The sequence below is a fragment of the Xanthobacter aminoxidans genome, from assembly GCF_043193615.1.
In the GTDB taxonomy this organism is placed as follows: Bacteria; Pseudomonadota; Alphaproteobacteria; order Rhizobiales; family Xanthobacteraceae; genus Xanthobacter; species Xanthobacter aminoxidans.
Window position 1 is genome coordinate 319,195 of the sequence record NZ_JBAFUS010000004.1, and the last position, 18,807, is coordinate 338,001.

General features: G+C 67.6%; 18 protein-coding genes. 3 read left to right on the top strand and 15 right to left on the bottom strand.

What is annotated here, in order from left to right:
- Window positions 1-65 precede the first annotated feature (65 nt).
- From V5F74_RS20200 to V5F74_RS20245, 10 genes are all read right to left on the bottom strand, one after another.
- Window positions 66-533 (bottom strand): YybH family protein, encoded by a 468-nt coding sequence (locus tag V5F74_RS20200; protein ID WP_394009813.1) that lies wholly within the window; start codon window positions 531-533, stop codon window positions 66-68.
- Window positions 534-817: 284 nt separating this feature from the next.
- Complete coding sequence (locus tag V5F74_RS20205; RefSeq protein WP_394009814.1) at window positions 818-1,351, bottom strand: response regulator transcription factor; 534 nt, start codon at window positions 1,349-1,351, stop codon at window positions 818-820.
- The gene (locus V5F74_RS20210; protein ID WP_394009815.1) at window positions 1,341-2,648 is read right to left on the bottom strand and encodes an ATP-binding protein; all 1,308 of its coding nucleotides are present in this window, start codon (window positions 2,646-2,648) and stop codon (window positions 1,341-1,343) included. The genes V5F74_RS20205 and V5F74_RS20210 overlap by 11 nt, the downstream gene beginning before the upstream one ends.
- A gap of 114 nt (window positions 2,649-2,762) precedes the next feature.
- The gene (locus V5F74_RS20215) at window positions 2,763-3,848 is read right to left on the bottom strand and encodes a hypothetical protein (protein WP_394009816.1); all 1,086 of its coding nucleotides are present in this window, start codon (window positions 3,846-3,848) and stop codon (window positions 2,763-2,765) included.
- On the bottom strand, window positions 3,845-5,362 hold the full coding sequence (locus tag V5F74_RS20220; protein WP_394009817.1) for a c-type cytochrome: 1,518 nt from the start codon (window positions 5,360-5,362) through the stop codon (window positions 3,845-3,847). Before V5F74_RS20220 ends, V5F74_RS20215 begins: the two co-directional genes overlap by 4 nt.
- On the bottom strand, window positions 5,359-5,769 hold the full coding sequence (locus tag V5F74_RS20225; protein WP_394009818.1) for a hypothetical protein: 411 nt from the start codon (window positions 5,767-5,769) through the stop codon (window positions 5,359-5,361). Before V5F74_RS20225 ends, V5F74_RS20220 begins: the two co-directional genes overlap by 4 nt.
- 172 nt (window positions 5,770-5,941) lie before the next feature.
- The gene (cydX, locus tag V5F74_RS20230; RefSeq protein ID WP_024277007.1) at window positions 5,942-6,067 is read right to left on the bottom strand and encodes a cytochrome bd-I oxidase subunit CydX; all 126 of its coding nucleotides are present in this window, start codon (window positions 6,065-6,067) and stop codon (window positions 5,942-5,944) included.
- Between the two features lie 12 nt (window positions 6,068-6,079).
- Window positions 6,080-7,237 (bottom strand): cytochrome d ubiquinol oxidase subunit II, encoded by a 1,158-nt coding sequence (gene cydB / locus V5F74_RS20235; protein ID WP_394009819.1) that lies wholly within the window; start codon window positions 7,235-7,237, stop codon window positions 6,080-6,082.
- 5 nt (window positions 7,238-7,242) lie between these two features.
- A complete protein-coding gene (locus V5F74_RS20240; protein WP_394009820.1) occupies window positions 7,243-8,820 on the bottom strand; it encodes a cytochrome ubiquinol oxidase subunit I in 1,578 nt (525 codons plus the stop codon).
- A gap of 102 nt (window positions 8,821-8,922) precedes the next feature.
- Window positions 8,923-10,134, bottom strand: coding sequence for a cytochrome-c peroxidase (locus V5F74_RS20245; RefSeq protein WP_394009821.1), 1,212 nt, complete (start codon window positions 10,132-10,134; stop codon window positions 8,923-8,925).
- A 201-nt stretch (window positions 10,135-10,335) separates the two neighbouring features.
- Here V5F74_RS20245 and V5F74_RS20250 point away from each other — a divergent pair, with 201 nt between their 5' ends.
- Complete coding sequence (locus V5F74_RS20250) at window positions 10,336-10,821, top strand: DUF1269 domain-containing protein (protein ID WP_394009822.1); 486 nt, start codon at window positions 10,336-10,338, stop codon at window positions 10,819-10,821.
- A 39-nt stretch (window positions 10,822-10,860) separates the two neighbouring features.
- On the opposite strand, the gene V5F74_RS20255 is transcribed toward V5F74_RS20250, so the two are convergent.
- Complete coding sequence (locus V5F74_RS20255) at window positions 10,861-11,796, bottom strand: GlxA family transcriptional regulator (RefSeq protein WP_394009823.1); 936 nt, start codon at window positions 11,794-11,796, stop codon at window positions 10,861-10,863.
- Window positions 11,797-11,884: 88 nt separating this feature from the next.
- On the opposite strand from V5F74_RS20255, the gene V5F74_RS20260 reads away from it, so the two are divergent.
- Window positions 11,885-12,391, top strand: a complete 507-nt coding sequence (locus V5F74_RS20260; RefSeq protein ID WP_394009824.1) for an isochorismatase family protein — start codon at window positions 11,885-11,887, stop codon at window positions 12,389-12,391.
- 32 nt (window positions 12,392-12,423) lie between these two features.
- Here the strand turns inward: V5F74_RS20260 and V5F74_RS20265 are convergent, their stop codons facing one another.
- The 3 genes from V5F74_RS20265 to V5F74_RS20275 form a co-directional block, all read right to left on the bottom strand.
- Entirely contained in the window at window positions 12,424-13,128 is a 705-nt protein-coding gene (locus tag V5F74_RS20265) for a nitroreductase (RefSeq protein ID WP_394009825.1), read from the bottom strand.
- 226 nt (window positions 13,129-13,354) lie between these two features.
- Complete coding sequence (locus V5F74_RS20270) at window positions 13,355-15,787, bottom strand: TonB-dependent receptor (RefSeq protein WP_029556644.1); 2,433 nt, start codon at window positions 15,785-15,787, stop codon at window positions 13,355-13,357.
- A gap of 524 nt (window positions 15,788-16,311) precedes the next feature.
- Complete coding sequence (locus V5F74_RS20275) at window positions 16,312-17,100, bottom strand: NAD(P)H-dependent oxidoreductase (protein WP_394009826.1); 789 nt, start codon at window positions 17,098-17,100, stop codon at window positions 16,312-16,314.
- Window positions 17,101-17,226: 126 nt separating this feature from the next.
- On the opposite strand from V5F74_RS20275, the gene V5F74_RS20280 reads away from it, so the two are divergent.
- Complete coding sequence (locus V5F74_RS20280; RefSeq protein WP_394009827.1) at window positions 17,227-18,138, top strand: LysR family transcriptional regulator; 912 nt, start codon at window positions 17,227-17,229, stop codon at window positions 18,136-18,138.
- Here the strand turns inward: V5F74_RS20280 and V5F74_RS20285 are convergent.
- On the bottom strand, window positions 18,135-18,779 hold the full coding sequence (locus V5F74_RS20285) for a TetR/AcrR family transcriptional regulator (RefSeq protein ID WP_394009828.1): 645 nt from the start codon (window positions 18,777-18,779) through the stop codon (window positions 18,135-18,137). The two genes, V5F74_RS20280 and V5F74_RS20285, sit on opposite strands and share 4 nt — an antisense overlap.
- Window positions 18,780-18,807: the final 28 nt, after the last annotated feature.

Genomic DNA, 18,807 nt, shown 5'->3' on the forward strand with positions numbered 1-18,807 from the left:
CCGACAGCCGGGCAGGGCGCGCTGGCTGAGCGGGAGGGCACGGCCGAGCTGGAAGGGCGGGCTGGCTATCGCTGTCCCCAGGCCCATCCCGAGATGCGCCAGCCATCCGGACCTTTCCGGAGCGCCAGGGTCCACACGGAATTGGCCTCGGTGATCTTCTCCTTGCCTTCCGTATACTTGTACGTTGCCGGCATCACGACATAGGCGACGTCGCCGGTGACGCTGACGCGCCATGGCTTGTCGACGGTCACCGCACGCGGGGTGATGCCCGCCTTCGCATCGAATGCCGCAAAGGCGGTCAGCCAGTCCATGCACGCCGTGGGGCCTTGCCAGACATGGGGCGGGAAATCATCGATGATGATGGTCTGCGGTGCGCACAGCTTGACGAACTTCTCTGCCGCGCCCTGGTTCATGTCGGCGAGATATTGATTCACGACCGTCATGACCTCGCTGTCATCCGGCTCGGCAGCGCGGGCCGCAATGCAGGGGGTCAATGCCATAGTCATTGCGATCGCCAATGTCGTCTTACGCATTTCATCCCTCCTTGCCGCCTAAGGTCTTTTGTGTCGGCCGCGCTCCGCGAGGTGGGCATCTGCAAGGCGGATGACGCGCGGGAGCCGGCTGGGTCACAACGGGCCTTGCTTCCTCTCCGCCGGCAGACGCGGACAGGCGGAAGCCGACGGTGCAAGCCGGCTTCCCGGCCCCCAACCGCCGGTTCGACGCGCACGCTAGGCGCGGCTCCCGGACGAGGCAACTTGGTCTTGGCCATGAGGCGCCGGAATTCGGCCTCCGGCCACGCGATGATGGCGCGTGCGGTCTATGTCACCCGGCGCTTGGCGAGTTTGCGGGCCAGTGTGCGGCGGTGCATGCCGAGGCGGCGGGCGGTTTCGGAGACGTTGAAGTCGGTTTCCGCCAGGGTCTCGTGGATGCGTTCCCACTCCAGCGTCTTGATGGAGCTTGGCCGCACGCCGAGGGGCACGTCCGGGTTGCCGCCCTGCCGCGCGAACGCGGCCTCGATATCGTCGGCGTTGGACGGTTTCGCGAGGTAGTGGCAGGCGCCGAGCTTGATCGCCTCGACCGCGGTCGCGATGCTGGCGAAGCCCGTCAGCACCACGATCTTCATGTCGGGATCGAAGGTGCGCAGCTGCTGGATGCATTCGAGGCCGGAGGCGTCGAACAGCTTCAGGTCCACCACGGCGCGGCCGGGGTGAAAGCCGGCGAGCACCTCGGGAAGGTCGCCGATGCGCCCGCACTGCCGCACGCTGTAGCCCCGGCGTTCGAACGAACGCTGAAGGGCCCGGGCGAAGGTGGCGTCGTCCTCGACTAGAAGGAGGTCCCGTTCACGCGACATCGGCATAGTCCACGGCGAGGGCCTCCAGCGGCAGGCGCAGCTCGACGAAGGCGCCGCCGCCCGCAAGGTTGCCGGCCTCGATATCCCCGCCCAGCTTGCGCAGCACGTTGATGGTGAGGAACAGGCCGAGCCCGCGCCCCGCCTCGCCCTTGCTGGACTGGAACGGCCGGCCGAGCTGCGTGAGGGCATCGGGAGCGAAGCCGGGACCCTGGTCGGTGACGCGGATCACAAGGTCTTCCCCCTCTTCCGCGGCCAGGACGCTGATGCCGCCGGGCGAAGCTTCCAGCGCATTGTCGAGCACGTTGAACAGGGCCTGCTGGATCACGCCGTCCCCGGTGATCGCGACCCCCTTCGAGGTGGCATTGGCGTAGTCGAGGGCGCTGGGGCGGCGGCTCTGCACCCAGCTTTCCACCATCTCGTCCAGGAAATCCGACAGCGGGCTGCGCTGGGCCTCCTCGGCCCGCGCCTCGCCGGCGACCATGAGAATATGCGAGACGATGGACTTGCAGCGGCCGATCTCGGTCTGCATCTCCGCCAGCTCCTCGGCGAAGGCAGGATCGTCGCGGAAGCGCGGCATGTGCTGCCAGTCGTTCAGGATGACCGAGAGCGTCGCCAGCGGTGTGCCAAGCTCGTGGGCGGCGCCCGAGGCGAGGAGGCCGATGCGCACGATGTGCTCCTCCTCGGCCGCGCGCCGCCGGGCTTCGGCGAGGTGGGCGTCGCGCCGGCGCAGATTGGAGGTGATGCGGGTCACGAACACCACCGCGAGCACCGAGGCGAGGATGAAGCACAGGAACATGCCCTGCACATGGAGGTCGAAGAAGGTGCGCTCGGCGTGGTGGTGCCCGCCCACATGGTTGCCGAAGTCGATGGGCCGATAGAAGTGGGTGAGCCAGATGAAGGACAGGCTGGTGACGAGCACGATGACCCAGGCCATGGCCGGCGCGAGCAGCACCGCGCCGAGGATCACCTGCAGCAGGAACAGCGAGATGAAGGGATTGGTGGCGCCGCCGCTCAGATAGAGCTGGAGGGTCAGCGCCGCCACGTCGAGCAGCAGCTCGATGCAGAGTTCCGTCTGCGTCACCTCCACCGCGCTGAGCGCCCGGTGAAGGCTGACGAGATTGAGGCCGACGAGGAAGAGGACCACCAGCCCCATCTCGGCCAGCGGCAGGGAGATGCCCAGCCACAGATGCACGAAGGCGATGGCCGCGATCTGCCCCGCCACGGCGAGCCAGCGCAGCGATATGAGCAGCCGCAGATTGTCGCGCGTGGCGTCGCTCTCGATGGCAGTCACGCTCATGCCGACGTCACTCCCCGGTTGCGGCAGCTGGACCGCGACCACTATCGCCCCGTCGGCACGCGAGGCAACGCGACCTTTCCGCCTCCGGGGAAGTCCGTACCCCGCGCGCCGGGCTCATTTCACCGCCGCCGCCGTGGCGGACGCGGCCTGCCGGCGGGCCTCCTCGGCCTTGCGCGCGTACTCAAGCGTCTTGGCGCGGACCATCTCGCGATGCTCGCTCACCGCCGCCTCGCGATAGAGGTGCCGCCCGGCGCCCATCAGCACCACCACCACCAGCATCAGCGAGGCGGCGAGGCCGAACATGCGGCCGATGGCGCCGTCGGGCCCGCGGATCTCGCGGATCATCACCACGCACAGCGCCAGCGACACGAGGATGGAGAGGCCGAACAGGCCGAAGGCGCCGGCCTGCGAGCCGCTGGTGTGCGGCAGGGTGAAGAGGGCCACGGGGCCGACGAGGAACTGCGCCATGGTCGGCCAGAACGCCCAGCGATAGCCGAGGCGGATCAGCTCGGCCCGGCTGAAGCCGGTGTCGGCGATCTCCGCATCGCTCCGCCGGCGGAACAGCCACACGAGGAAAAGCCCCACCATGGCCGGGCAGGCGAGCACGAAATGGGCGTAGCGCGGCAGCACGTTGGGCAAGGCGAGGGCGGAGAGGAAGCCGTGCACCGTTCCCCATTTCTCGGGAAACAGCATCAGGTTGATGTTGGTGAGGAAGATCAGCGGGATGAACAGGAAGAGCAGGCACGCGACCCCGGAAATGGCGAGGTGCAGGGCCTTCATCCGCTCCATGCGGTGCCAGAGATATTTGTGGATGTAGGTGAGCACGAAGGCGATCACCACCAGCGGGATGATGGACACCCACAGCGCGCCGGTGAGTGCATTCGCGGTGTAGAAATAGACCGTGTAGAGCGTGTTGATCGCCAGCAGCGGCCCGACCCCCAGCACCACCGCGATGCTCTTGTTGGCGGTGATGGTGGAGGCGATCTCATAGGCGAGGCGGTCGTAGCGCTTCTGCTTCAGCCCGCGCGCTTCATAGATGAAGGACAGCAAGGCCCCGCCCACCATGAAGTTCACGAAGGCGATGTGCATGAGGAAGAAGACGATCAGCACCGCCACCAGCACCGGCTCCGGCGCCGGCATGGGCAAGGGAATGTCGTGGGGGACCGGGATGTCGTGGGGAACAGGAACGTTGGGGTTCATCGCGTGCTGGTCTCCCGCGTGAGGGGCGTTGCGGAGGCCTGGGTGAGGGGTGGAGTGCCGGTGAGGGCGGCGCGCAGCGTCGGCGTGATGACGACGACGCCGGCCTGCTGGGCGCCCGGGATGGGCGCAGCATTGTGCTGGAGGTGCTCGAGATAGGCGCCCATCAGTTCCAGCTCCCGTGCATTGCCGGGGAAGGGCGGCATGAAGGGCTGGGCCTCGTGCATGTTCTCGATGTAGCCGGCGGTGAGTTCGCTCTTCCACGGCTGGTCGCCGAACATGCGCTGGAGATGGCCGGTGATGGAATTCACGCCGTGCCCGGTGTGGCAGCGCGAGCAGGTGTTCATGAACACGTCCTTGCCCGCCTGGATGCGCGTCAGCAGCGCCGCGCGTTCAGGCGCGGCCAGCCCGTCGGGCAGGCCGGCTTTCTCGGCGTCCGTCAGCGGGTTGGAATAGGTGGCATAGGCGAGCACGCCGTCGCGCTGGAGCAGGGCGTAGTCGTCCACCCGGAAGCCGTTGGCATACATGTAGCTGCCGATGACATAGGGCTTGCGGACGAATTCGCGCACCCGCTCGAAGTGTCCGGTCATCCACAGGATGGCGACGAACGGCACGATCAGGACGATGCGCGGCAGGAGCTGCGGCCTGGTGATCGCCCATTGCACGACGGCGAGGATGGCGACCACGGTGACGACCGCGATCTCCAGAAACTTCTGCTGCCACTCGGCGAATTGCAGGCTGGCCAGCGCCACGCCGAAATTCTCGCGCATGGCCTCCGGCACGACCGCGTAGTACCAGAGCCCGCCGGCCAGAACGAGCGGCGCCGCCACCAGCGTCCAGACCGCGATGGCCCGGAGCGCCGTCGCCCGAAAGGGATCGTCCCGCTTCACGAAGAAGGGCACGAGGAACATGGCGATGACCCCCGCCATGGCGGCCGCGAGCGGCGTGCGGAAGGCGAGTTGCGGCAGGTAGACGGGATTGGTGAAGCCGCTCCACAGGGTGTGCTCGGAGAGCCAGTTCCCTGGGTCCATCATGAAGCCGAGGATGGAGACGATGATGGCCATCGTCACCCATGAGAAGAAGGCCAGCGCGAAGCCGAGGCGGATGTGGCGCACCTTGGCGGCACCCGTCGTCCATTTCTTCCAGGTGAGCGCATAGGCGAGGATCAGGCAGACCTCGGTGATGAACACCAGCCATTCCACGAACCACGCCCAGAAGAAGACGCGGATGAGGCTGGCGATGGAATAGGGGTTCACCAGCGACACCGACAGCCAGATGCCGACGCCGGTCAGCGCGCCGACCGTGGTGGTGATGAGGAAGGCGAAGAACAGGATGCGGTAGGCGAGCTTGTCCCAGCGCGCATCGCCGCGCTTGTGCCCATACCATTCCATGGCCGCGACAAGCGGCATGAGGCCCACCGCGAGGCCGTGGTTGATGAGCACGTGCAGGATGGCGATGGTGGCGATGAGGCCGCGATTGCCGAGGATGTCGAGGTGGAAGACGGGAAAGTCCATCATGCCCTCGCAGCTTCGGGCGCGCCATCGCTCGCTCCCAGTGCCAGCAGCGCGAATTCGATGGTGAACAGCACGAGGCCCATGGTGTGGGCGAAGCTGCCGGGGGCATGGCCGACCACGAGGATGATGGCGAGCACGGCGAGCGCAGCGGCGATGGCCGGCGGCGCGAGCATCACGGCGAGATCGTAGGGGTGCAGGGGCAGCGGGTTGCCGTCCATGCGCCGCAGGGTCCGGACCAGGATCGCGGCCGCGCACAGGAGGACGGCGGAGCCGCCGACGAAGCGGAACAGGTCGGCTGAGCCGAGCAGGATCAGGATGGCGGTGAGAAGCAGGGCATTCACCACCGTGAGCCGGTCGGGCCGGGCGGCAAGCCAGGCCCCCAGCCTGGAAAGAGCATGGGCGATCATCATGGGTCCGTCGTGCTGTGTTCGCGGATGGCCCCACTATGGTGAGGCCGCGGCAGGGCACGATTGGACAAACGGTCCAAGCCGACGAAGCTTCGATATGCTCCGGGCAAGTGGAACGGCAGAAAAAGCAGCTGCCGGTGCCGAACTTGCGTGCGGCACCGGCCTTGGTCGAGGTTTATTTCTGACCGGATTTGCTCGCGAGCGTGCGGGCGCGGTCGTCCATCAGCTCAAACCACATGGCGTTGAGCACGGCGAAGGCGGCGGCCAGGGGCAGGCCGAGGAGCCAGGCGAAGTACCACATCTTTGAGCTCCCTCAGTAGGCGTGGCCGGAGCCATCGGCGATGGCCTTCGCGTCCACCTTGCCCCACAGCACGCGGTAGACCCACGTGGTGTAGGCGATGATGATGGGCACGAAGATCACGGCGCAGACCAGCATGATGAACAAGGTGAGATGGCTGGAAGAGGCATCCCACACCGTGAGGCTCGACCGCGGGTCGATGGAGGATGGCAGGATGAACGGGAACATGGAGAGCCCCACCGTCGAGATGATGCCGAAGATGGCGAGGGAACTCGCCAGGATGGCACCGATCTCCCGCCGCGCACGCAGCGCCGCGAACGACGCCAGCGCGCCGACGATGCCGAGGAGCGGTCCGGCGATGATCCATGGCCGCGTCGCATAATTGGCGAACCAGGCGTGGGGCGAAAGCTCCGCCGCCTTGGCCAGCGGATTGGAGGGGCCGTCCTTGGCGATCTCGCCGACGATCCGGTAGCCGCTGACGCCGAAATAGAGCCAGACCCCGCCGAGAACGAAGAGCAGGACGGTTGCGAGCGCCGCCCCGCTGCCGATGGCGCGGGCCCGTGCCTCCACCTCGCCCTCCGTCTTCAGCACCAGCCAGTTGGCCCCGTGCATCCCCAGCATGGCGACGCTCAGCAGCCCGCACAGCAGGCCGTAGGGGTTCAAGAGCTCGATGAGGGTGGTGCCGTCGTAGAAGATGCGCAGCTCGTCGTTGAGGTGGAAGGGCACGCCCTGCAGCACGTTGCCCACGGCGACGCCCATGACCAGCGCCGGCACCAGCCCGCCCACGAACAGCGCCCAGTCCCACGCCGAGCGCCAGGCCATGCCCTCGCGCTTCGAGCGATACTTGAAGCCCACCGGCCGCAGGATCAGCGCGAAGAGGATGGCGAACATGGCGAGGTAGAAGCCCGAGAAGGACACCGCATAGAGCGGCGGCCAGGCGGCGAAGATGGCTCCGCCGCCGAGGATGAGCCACACCTGGTTGCCCTCCCAGACGGGACCGACCGTGTTGATGACGACGCGCCGTTCCAGATCGGTACGGGCGACGAAGGGCAGCAGCATGCCGGTGCCGAGATCGAACCCGTCCATGATGGCGAAGCCGATGAGCAGCACGCCGAGCAGCAGCCACCAGATGACGCGCAGCGCGTCGTAGTCGATGAGGGTGTGAAGGATCATGGCAGTCACTCCGCGGCGGCGAATGCGGGGGGAATGAGCCGGGCCTCGGGGGCGTCGTCCGGCTCCGGTCCCTTGCGGATGGCGCGGAGCATCAGCGTCATCTCGATGACGATCAGCACCGTGTAGATGGCGGCAAATCCGGCGAGCGTCGCCAGAACCGTCCCGGCACCGAGGCTGGAGACCGCGGCGGCGGTGGGCAGCACGCCCTCGATGATCCAGGGCTGGCGACCCACCTCGGCCACCACCCATCCCAGTTCCGCCGCGATCCACGGCAGCGGGATGGCGAGGACCGCGATCCAGAGCAGCGTGCGGCTGCGGTCCAGCCGACGCCGGGCCGACAGGTAGAAGAGGAGCGCGGTGAAGGCGATGAAGAAGAAGCCGAGCCCCACCATCACCCGGAACGACCAGAACAGGGTCGGCACGTTCGGCACCGTGTCCCAGGCGGCCTGATTCACCTGGGCGGCGGTCGCCTTGCGCGGGTCGTCCACATAGCGCTTCAGCAGGAGGGCGTAGCCGAGGTTGCCGCCATTGTCCTCGAACGCCTGCTTCACCGCGGGCGCGATGGCCGCGCTGTTGCCGGCGGCGCGGATCTGCTGCAGGGCGTCGAAGGCGAGGATGCCGCTTTTGATCCGGGTTTCGGCGTGGCCGACCAGTTCCTCGATGCCGGGAATCTCAATCGTCAGCGTGCGTGTGGCGATGAGGCCCAGCACCCACGGCACGCGCACCGCAAAGCGCGTCTCGCGCGCCTGCTGGTCCGGCAGGCCGACGATGGTGAAGCCGGCCGGCGCGGGCTCGGTCTCCCACATGGCCTCGATGGCGGCGAGCTTCATCTTCTGGTGCTCGCCGTCGAGATAGCCGCTCTCGTCGCCCAGCACGACCACGGACAGGGACGCGGCAAGGCCGAAGGAGGCCGCCACCGTCATGGACCGTTTCGCAAGGTCGGTGTGGCGCCCCTTCAGCAGGTACCAGGCGGAGACGCCCAGCACGAAGAAGGAGGCGGTGACATAGCCCGCCGAGACGGTGTGCACGAACTTCGCCTGCGCCACCGGATTGAACAGCACGGCGTAGAAGTCGGTGACTTCCATGCGCATGGTCTGCGGGTTGAAGGCCGACCCGGTGGGGTTCTGCATCCAGCCGTTGGCGATGAGGATCCACAGCGCGGAGAGGTTCGAGCCCAGCGCCACCGCATAGGTGGTAACGAGGTGCCCCACCTTCGACAGCCTGTCCCAGCCGAAGAAGAACAGGCCGACGAACGTTGCCTCCAGGAAGAAGGCCATCAGGCCTTCAATGGCGAGCGGCGCGCCGAAGATGTCGCCCACATAGTGGCTGTAATAGCTCCAGTTCATGCCGAACTGGAATTCCATGACGATGCCGGTGGCCACCCCCAGCACGAAATTGATGCCGAACAGCGTGCCCCAGAACTTGGTCATATGGCGCCAGATGGGCCGGCCGGTCATCACATAGACCGTCTCCATGATGGCGAGCAGGACCGAGAGGCCGAGCGTCAGCGGCACGAAGAGAAAATGGTAGAGCGCGGTCACAGCGAACTGCAACCGCGAGAGGTCGACGGTATCGAGGATCATGGGATCTGCCGGGACGGTCCGGTCTCCTTGTCTCTGGCTGCGCCCTGCGGCGCGACCGGATTGATTTCGGATGGGTCGACATGGGGCAGATCTCGTATGCGCTCATGGCGCGAGCAGCGGCTCGTAGCGCGCGTCCGTGAGCGTCTTCAGGAAGGCGACGAGCGCGTCGATGCGCTTGTCGTCGAGGGCGGGCGCGTCCAGAAGCTCCTTGCGGGAGATCGTGCTGCCGACCTCCGGGGGCGCGAAAGGGCGGCCGGTCTCGGGGTCGATGCGGCGCGCGTCCGATTTGGTGACATAGCTGTTGTAGAAGAGGATGACGGTGCGCAGGTCCTTGAACACGCCGTTGTGCATGTAGGGGCCGGTGACGGCGACATTGCGCAGGGTGGGGACCTTGAACCGGCCATCCTGCCGGCGGTCCTTCAGGTGCCGGCCGGCACGCAGGCCGTGATCGGTGGGCGCGCGCAGATCCGGGTTCGCCGGCACGCCGATATTGTGGAACTGGTAGTTGGAGAAGGTTTCGCGGCCGCCCCCCTGCGGCTCGATCTGGTGGCAGAGGTGGCAGTTGGTGAACTGGGTGGAGAAGAACAGGACACGCCCCAGTTCTTCCTGATCCGTCATCTTGTATTCGCCGCGCAGGGAGCGGTCATATCTCGAATCGAAGGGCGAAACCTCCGCGCTGCGCTCATAGGCCGCCAGCGCCTCGGTGAGGGCGGCGAAGGCGCGGGCGTCGCTGGCGAGGACGTCGGGCCCGAACAGCCGGCCGAAGGCCTCCACATAGGCCGGCTTCTCCTTCAGCCGCGCCACCACGCTCGCCTTGCTCGGCATCGCCATCTCGACGGGGTTGAGCAGCGGCCCCCCGGCTTGCGCCTCCAGCGTATCGGCGCGGCCGTCCAGAAACTGGCCGCCGACATAGCGGCCCTGCTCGTCCCTGTGGAAGCGCGGCGCGGAGGCCGCATAGCTCACCGTGGGCGCATTGCGCACGCCGCGCGCGTGTCCGTCCGAGCCGAGGGAGATGGCGCCGCTGGCAGCGTCTTTCCGCGGGTCGGCGAAGCCGTGCGCCGGATCATGACAGGTGGCGCAGGACTGGTTGCGTCCCGCGGAAAGGTCGGGATCGGAGAACAGCATCGCGCCCAGCGCGCTGCGTTCGGCGTCGGACGCGGCCACGCCGGGACGGGGCGAAGCGAGCGCGATCAGGAGCCCTGCGGCTGCGGTGACGACGAGCCGTCCCGCGCGGTGCTGCCTCGATCTTCCTGACATGGCCTCGGCGTCCATTCGCACCCAGACCTTGTCGCCGTGTTGCGGTGCGGCAGCCATTGGACAAAACGTCCACAGCAGTGCCCTGTCGCCGCATCGAGGCTGCCCCCCACCGCTCCGGTCTGTGACGCCCTTGCGACGGGCGGGCCGGTTTTCGTGGCGGGTTTGGCTGTCCAAGGGGGTTGCGCATCGGCGCGACTTGGCCTGTAGAGAGGGCGGCGGGCGCGAAGCGATGCCTGTCGACGGGAGCTGGAGACCAAGATGGCCGACCTCATCATCATTGCCTATGATTCCGAGGCCAAGGCGGAGGCCGCGCGGCAGGAGCTGCTCAAGCTCCAGAAGGAATATCTGATCGAGCTCGGCGACGCGGTGGTGGCGGTCCGTCAGGAAGATGGTTCGATCAAGCTGCACCAGATGATCAACACCACCGTCGCCGGCGCAGCTTCGGGCGGCCTGTGGGGCGGGCTCGTCGGCCTGCTGTTCCTCAACCCGCTGCTCGGCATGGCCATCGGCGCCGGTGCGGGCGCGCTGGCCGGCAAGTTCACCGATGTCGGCATCAATGACGACTTCATCAGGCAGGCAAGCTCGGCCCTCGGCCCGAACCAGGCGGCGCTGTGCGTGCTGGTGGGCAAGGTGACCGCCGACAAGGTGGTGGCCGACATGGCGCAGTTCGGCGGTACCGTGCTGCAGACCAGCCTCTCCAAGGAGCAGGAAGAAAAGCTCCAGGCCGCGCTCAAGGGCGCCTGAGGCTCCGGAAAAGGGCGCCGTCCGAACGGGCGGCGCCGCTCAATCCAGCCGCTGCCGCGCCAGCCACTGGCGCGGCGTGGTGCCGAGTTCCGCGCGGAAGGCGTTCCGCAGGGCCTGCGCGTCGGCAAAACCGCAGCGCTGGGCGATGGCATCGAGGCCGCGGGCGCCCGCGGCGAGCATATCCTGCGCCTGCGCCAGCCGCGCCCGCTTCAGCCAGTCCCCGAGGCTGCCGCCGGTGCGTGCGCGGATGTGACGGGTGAGGCTGCGCCGGCTCATGCCCATGCGGACGGCGAGATCGTCCAGTGCGGGCGTCTGCGCAGGATCGGCCCGCAGGCTTTCCAGCAGATCGGTCACCTTCTTGTCGGCGGGTGTGGCGATGGTCGGCCGCGCGATGATCTGCGGCTGCGCGCCGGCCCGCTGCGGCGCGACCACGAGGTGGCGCGCCACCCGGTTCGCCTCTCCCACGCCGGAGAGCCGCGCCATAAGGTGCAGGCAGCAATCGAGACCCGCCGCGATTCCGGCCGAGGTCAGGATCTGGCCTTCGTCCACGAACAGCGCCCCGGCATCCACCCGAACCTTGGGATAGCGCGCCGCGAAGGCCTGCGCCCGCGCCCAGTGCGTGGTGGCGCGCCGTCCGTCGAGAAGGCCGGCCTGCGCCAGCCCGAAGGCGCCGAGGCACAGGCCCACCACCAGCGCGCCCCGCGCTTCCGCCGCCCTGAGCTCCGCCACCAGCGCCTCCGGCACCGGCTCGTCCGCGTCCCGCCACCCGGGGAGGATGACAACATCCGCCGCGCGGGCGGCGGACAGGGGATGCGGCGCCTCGATCACGAGGCCGCCCGTCGCCGAGAGGCGGGGCGCTTCGGCGCAGACATCGACGCTGTGGCCCGCCGCGAGGAAGGGCTCGCCGAACACCGCGAGCGGCGTGGACAGCATGAAGGGGCTGATGCCGTCATAGGCGAGGATGGCAAGGCGCATTGGCCCGATTTACATTATTCTTGTCCATCAGGCCACTGATCGCCCGCACCGCGCGGTTCTAGAAGGGGGGCATTCACAGGAGCCAGCCATGAGCCGCACCCTTCTCGTCATCGACATCCAGCAGGATTATTTCCCCGGCGGCGTGCTGCCGCTCTGGCAGGCGGAGGAGACCGAGGCGCGCATCGTCACCGCCATCGGCAAGGCGCGGGCGGCTGGCGACCGCATCGTGCTGGTGCGCCATGTCTCCACCGCACCGAAGGGCCTGTTCGCTGCGGACGGGCCGGGCATCGCCATCCGTCCGGCGATCCTTGCCGCGGCGGGGGACGCGCCCCTCGTCACCAAAAGCTTCGCCGATGCCTTCCAGGAGACGGACCTTGCCGCGCAGCTCGCCGGCACGGACGAGCTTCTCGTGTGCGGAATGATGACGCAGAACTGCGTGGTCTTCACCGCGCTGTCGCGGGATGCGGACGGCTTTTCGGTGAAGGTGATCGGCGACCTGTGCACCGCCCCCATCGAGGTGGTGCACCGCATCGCCCTCAACGCCATCGGCTCCAAGACGACGCTCGTCACGGCGGCCGAGGCAGGGCTGGCCTGAGCCGGCGGCCGGGTGCGGCCGGCGCGGCCCATTCAGGCGAGGGTGTCGACGAAGTGCGCGAAATTCTCCAGCGGCTCGCGCACCGTCTCGAAATTGTTTTCCGGCGCCGCGGGGTCGGCATAGCCGAGCGCCATGCCGCAGATCACCATTTCGGTGTCGGGGATGGCGAGGCGCTGCGCGATCAAGGTGCTGTAGAGCGTGAAGGCAGCCTGCGGGCAGGTGTGGAGGCCGAGACCGCGCGCGGCAATCATGATGTTCTGCAGGAACATGCCGTAATCGAGCCAGGAGCCCGCTTCCATGTCGCGGTCGATGGTGAAGATGAGGCCCACCGGCGCATCGAAGAACAGGAAATTGCGGGCATGCTGCTCCCGCATGCGGCCTGTGTCGGTCTTGCCGATGCCCAGCGCGCCGTAGAGGTCCCAGCCCACCTTGCGGCGGCGGGCGAGATAGGGCTCGCGCCATTTGCGGGGGTAGTAAGCATATTCCTCGGCGCCGCGATCCCCGGAAAGGGAGAGCGCGTGCAGCTCGGCCGTCAGCGTGACGAGGGGCGCACCGCGCAGCACCCGCACGCGCCAGGGCTGAATGTTGGAGCCCGAGGGCGCGCGGGCAGCAAGCTCCAGGATGCGCGCGACGATCTCGTCTTCGATCGGCGTCGGCAGGAAGGCACGGATGGAGCGGCGCGAGCGGATCGCCTCGTCGATCGAGAGAGGCAGGGCGGAATCGGTGGGAGGGGTCATCGGGCAGAGATCACCGGCAATGAACAGGCCCGGATGGGCGGCGCGGAAGGTAGCGCGTGGACGGAGGTCATTGAAGGGGAGAACGCCCGAGGAGAGAGACAGGGGGCGGACCCGGTATGCGCCCCGGGTCCGCCCTGAGAGCGGCGATCGAAGAGCCCCTGCGCCCGTCCGATCGCCCGATCACGCAGATGAAGCGCGCGCCCGCCGCCAGCAGGCGCGCCGCCGGTTAGAAGGTCGCCTTCAGGCCCGCATAAGCGGAGAAGGGCTGGCCCGGCGACTGCATCTGCGGATTGTTGAGGCCGAGATATTCCGTGTCGAAGAAGGTGCCGTAGGTGGCGTAACGGGCATTGAACAGGTTGTTGATGTAGCCGAACACCTGGATGTTGTCCGTCACCTGATAGGAGGTGTGGATGTTGGCGACCCAGTATCCGGGCAGCATGGGCGCCTGATTGGCGTCGTCACCCACATAATACTGGCTGGAGACGGCAATCACATCGCCGCCGAGCTTCCACTTCGGCGTCACCATGTAGTCGACGCCGAGCTTGAGGGTCTGGGTGGGGATGCCGGGGATGGTGTCGCCCGGCGTCACCAGAACCTGCCCGTCATTGGCGTAGGGATTGTTGGGGGAGGCGAGATAGCCGGTGAACTGGTAGGTGGCGTTGAGATAGGCGTAGTTGGCGTAGAACTTCCACGGCCCGTTCACATACTGCATCTCCGCCTCGAAGCCCTCGCGGCGGGTGGCGGGCACGTTGGTGTAATAGCCGTAGCCGGTCTGTTGGCTGGCGAGGGACACGATGTCGTCGTCGCTGTCCACGCGATAGACGCCGAGCTTCCAGTTCACCTTGCCGCCGAACAGCATGCCGTTGCCGCGCAGGCCCACCTCGTAGGTGTGGGAGACCACCTGGTTGAGCGGCGGGTCCGCCACCAGCGAGTTCTCGAGCAGGCACGGCCGGTTGGGATCGGCGCAGTTCAGCTCCAGTGGGGTGGGCGCGCGGTTGGATTCCGAATAGCCGCCATAGAGGGTGGCTTCCGGCGTGAGCTTGTAGGTGAGGCCGATGAGCGGGTTGATGCGGGCGAAGGTGTAGTCGCCGTTGAGCTGCGGGCTCGTTCCGGTGCCGTCCTGCATGGAGATCTGCGCGATATTGAGGCGCGCGCCCATGGTCAGGGTGGCCCGGTCGGTCATGTCGAAGGCATTGGTAGCGTAGAGGCCGTAGTAACGGGTGCTCGCGTTGAGATCCACCGGCAGGTAGAAGACCTGATACTGGTCCGGCAGCGAATAATTGGGGATGTTCTTCAGGTAGGTGCCGGTGCCCACCACCTGCAGGGTGTTGGTGTTGGTGATGCCCAGCTCCGTATTGGAGCGGAAATTGATGTCGCTGGAATCGATGCTGCCGCCGACCACGAAGTAATTGTCGTGGCCCAGCAGCTTGTCGGTGCTGGTCGCCTGCACCGAGCCGCCATAGGTGGTGGTGTCGGTCCAGGTGCGGTTGATGACGCCGTAGAGCTGGTTGGGTCCGAGCGTGGTGAACGGGATGGTGTTGCCGTTCTGGTCGTAGAGGACCATCTGGCTGCGGAAGGCGGCATAGGCCGGGTTGGTGGCCGGGTTGCCGCCGCCGGGCGGACCGGTGAACTGGTCCTCTTCCAGGCACATCTTGGTGTTGCCGACACCCGGATTCCACTTGTTGGAGCAGGCCTCCAGATCGGCGTCGTTGCCGTCGACGTGCGCCTGGCTGAACTTGCGGGCATAGAGGTTGCCTTGCAATTGCCAGGTATCGGTGAGGTCATACTTGCCATTCAGGGCCAGCATGCCGACGTTGTTCTCGGTGGTCTGCGGCCAGGTGTAGATGGAGTTCCAGTTCTGGTTCAGCATCTCCACCGGGGTCGGGCCGACCACGCCGAGATTGGTGGTGGCGGCGCTGGCGACGAGGTGGACCTCGGTCTTGTCGTTCTTCCAGCCGAGGTCGCCGTAGAAGCGGGCGAGGTCGGACGGCGATTGCAGGCGCCAGCCATCGGAATGCACGGCATCCGCCGCGACGTAGACGCCGAAGCCGTCCTTCTCGCCGCCATACTGGATGTTGCCGCCGATCTGGCCGTAGGACCCGCCCTGAATGCTGCCTTCGAAGCCGTGATAGTTGAAGCCGTTCTTCATCTGGATAGAGACGGCGCCGCCCAGCGCGTTGAGGCCGAAGGCGGGATTGTTGGAGAACACTTCGGCGCGGCTGATGGCGACCTCGGGGATGAGGTCCCAGTTCACCGTGTCGCCGAAGGCCTCGTTGAGGCGGATGCCGTTCTGGTAGACGGCGATGCCCTGCGGCGTGCCCTGGAGCGGGGAGGCCGCGAAGCCGCGGTAGCGGAAATCCTGGAAGAAGGCGTTGCCCTGCACGTCGGACGTGTTGGCGCTGGGCGTGTACTGGAACAGGCCGTCGGTGACGGCGAAGGAGTTCAGCCGGTCGAACTGGTCGGCGCCGATGATGGTGACGGCGCCGGGTACCTTGTCGGCATCGATGCCGGTGCCGGAGAGCGGGGTGGTGGCGACCACCTCCACGGTACCGAGCTGGAGGGTGCCGGACGAATCGCTCTGCTCCTGCGCGAGCGCCGGGAAGGCGGCCAGCAGCGCAACCGGCACGGCTGCTGCGGAAAGACCGAGCGCGATGGCCATGGCGCGCCGCGAGGCGCCTGCCGAGGCCGTCCTGCCGGCTGTCGAGTGTCCGGGCGCCCCGCTGCGGGAAGCCACCCGCTGCGAATGTGCGCTCCGTGAGGCCCCGCTCTCGCGCTCCCCGTGCATCGCCCGCCCCTTTCAGCCCTCGTCCGACCGGGGCCGTTTTTTTGGCGGTGTGACGTCGCCGCGATGACCCGCGCCGGGCGCCGGGAACCGTGTGGTCGTCACACCAGAATTCTTCCACGATGAAACCATAAGCGCGCCCGAAGTGCCGTCAATCGGCCGGGCGGCTGAGAATCCTCTTAGGATTTCAAGGTGTGTCTTCTAGGGAACGCTGCCAGGGAAAACGGGAAGATTCGGCAAAGAAAAACCGGGAACATTTGGCAATGCAGGCCGGCCCGGCCCGTTCGTCCCATCTTCAACGACTATAGGCCGGGCCGACAACGCTTGTCCCGTTCGATTCTTCTGCGCCGTCTGAGCGCGTGAACGACTGGCGGGGCGGGAAAAACCGGCCCCGCTCCGCGTCAGCCGGCGTCAGTCTCCGCCACATGGGCGACGATCCCCGTCCGGCCCGGCGCCACATGGTCGGCCATGGTGTGCCGGTCCGGGAAATCGCCGCCGTTCTGGGCGCGGAAGGGGATGGGCGTGTCCGTGAACAGCCCGCCGAGCCGCTGCCGCCAGCCGGCCTTTGCCGCCTCCACCTGCTCGGCGCTGGTGAAGCGCCCCGCGCCGTAGACGGCGTGGACGGGCAGCACCTCCATGCCCGGATAGAACAGGGCACCGTGGGTGAGGGGAAACAGCAGCTGGTCGATGGGCCCATTGATGCCGCGCGGCCCGTAATCGGCGGCGGGGCCGCCCGTCAGCACGTTCACCAGCGCCCTCTTGCCCTTCAGGATGCCCTCGCCGTAGCGGTGCTCGTTGGTGCCGTTGCTGTAGCCATAGGCGAAGCCGAAGGCATAGACCCGCTCGATCCAGCCCTTGAGGATGGCGGGGACGCCATACCACCACAGCGGAAACTGCAGGATCACGGCATCGGCGGCGAGGAGCTTTTCCTGCTCCGCCAACACATCGGGCGTCTGCCGGCCGGTGGCATAGGCGTGGCCCGATTCGGTTACGAAGGAGAGCCGTTCCGGGTTGGCGCGGCTCGGGAAGTCGTCCGCGTCGTACACCGCCTTCCAGCGCATGCCGTAGAGATCGGACGTGAGAATGCGGTGGCCTTCGGCGGCGAGCGTCTCCACCGTCACGTCCACCAGCTGGCGGGTGACGGAGGCGGGCTCGGGGTGGGCGAAGACCACGAGGACTGTCTTGGACATGACCAAAGCTCCCTGGCGCCCGCTGCGGCCGGAGTGGGCCGGTTCCGCGCGGGCGGCGACGCTTCGAAGCTAGGCCGCGTCATGCTATCTATGAAATCGCATCTCTTCTGAGTTGGCATAATCAAGATGGATACCAGCCGCCTCGACCTCAATCTTCTGGTCACGCTGGAAGCGCTGCTCGCCGAGCGGAACGTGACGCGGGCGGCGGCGCGGCTGCATCTCAGCCAGCCGGCGGTGAGCGCGCAGCTCGCCCGCCTGCGCGACCTGTTCGACGATCCGCTGCTGGTGCCGGCCCGGCGCGGCATGACGCCCACCGCCAAGGCGGTGGAACTCGCCGGCCCGCTGCGTGCCGCGTTGGACCAGTTGCGCACGACGCTGGAGGCCCGCGACTTCGATCCGGCGACGGCGGATCTGACCGTCACCATCGCCTGCTCGGACTATATCCAGGCCGCAGTCGTCATGCCGCTGGTGGTGGCGCTGCGGGCGCAGGCGCCGGGCGTGCGGGTGGCGGTGCGTCACCTGATGCCCGATCTGATCGAGCAGCAGCTCGCCTCCGGCGAGACCGATCTCGTGCTCACCACGCCCCAGCCGGCGCAGGCGCATCTGCGCGCGCAGCACCTGTTCGCGGAGACCTATGTGCTGATCGGCCGGCGCGGCCATCCGCGCCTGCGGCCTGGACTGTCCATCGAAGCCTACGCCGAGCTGGAGCACGTGATCGTGTCGCCCAGCGGCGGCCATTTCCGCACTCCCGTGGACGAGGGGCTCGCCGCTTTGGGCCACCGGCGCAAGGTCGTGATGTCGGCCGCCTCGTTCCTGTTCATTCCGGAAATCGTCGCCGCGAGCGACCTGGTGGCGCTGGTGCCCCGCCGCCTGCTGCGCGATCCGCCCGCGCGGCTGGTGATGATCGATGTGCCGTGGCTTGCCGAGGGGTTCGACGTGAGCCTCATCTGGCACGAACGCACCCACGGCCATGCCGGCCAGCGTTGGCTGCGCGCCCTCATCGCCGAAGTCGCCGGCGCGGCGCCGTCCGCACCCTAGGCTGCGCCCGTCGTGGTGTGCCGGGCGACCTCGGCGATGGCCATGTCCAAGGCGACGCGCAGCGGCTCGGCCGAGCGCGCGGTCTTGGCGAGCAGCAGCCCGCCCTGCACGGCACTCAGCACGGCGATGCCGAGGGTGTGCGGATCGGCGAACGGGCCGATCTCGCCGCGCGCCTGCATCCGGGCGAAGCCCAGTTCCAGAAGGCCGCTCCATTTCGCGAAGCCGGCGGCGCAATCGAGCCGGGCGGTCTCGAAATCGTTGGACACCTCGCTTGCCAGCGACCCCAGCGGACAGCCGGCGGTGCCGCCCGCCGCATTGATCGCCAGCAGCGCGTCGCGCCAGCGCTTCAGGGCGTAGAGGGAATCGAGCGTGCCGAGGTGCGGATCCTGGGCGGCAAGCACGCGCTCCGTCTGGAAGCGGATCACCTCCAGCACCAGCGCATTCTTGTCGGAGAAGTAGTGGTAGAGCTGCGATTTGCTGAACCCGCCCGCCTCCATCACGTCGTCGAGGCTGGTGCGCTCGGCGCCGTGGGCGTGGATGAGGTCCGCCGCCGTCGCGATGATGCGGGCGCGGGTGGCGGCACCACGGCGGGTGAGGGCAGGAGAGGGGGTCGGGCGTGGAGGAGTCGGCGTCTTCGACATGGGCCGAGCTTAGTTGAACTGGACTTGA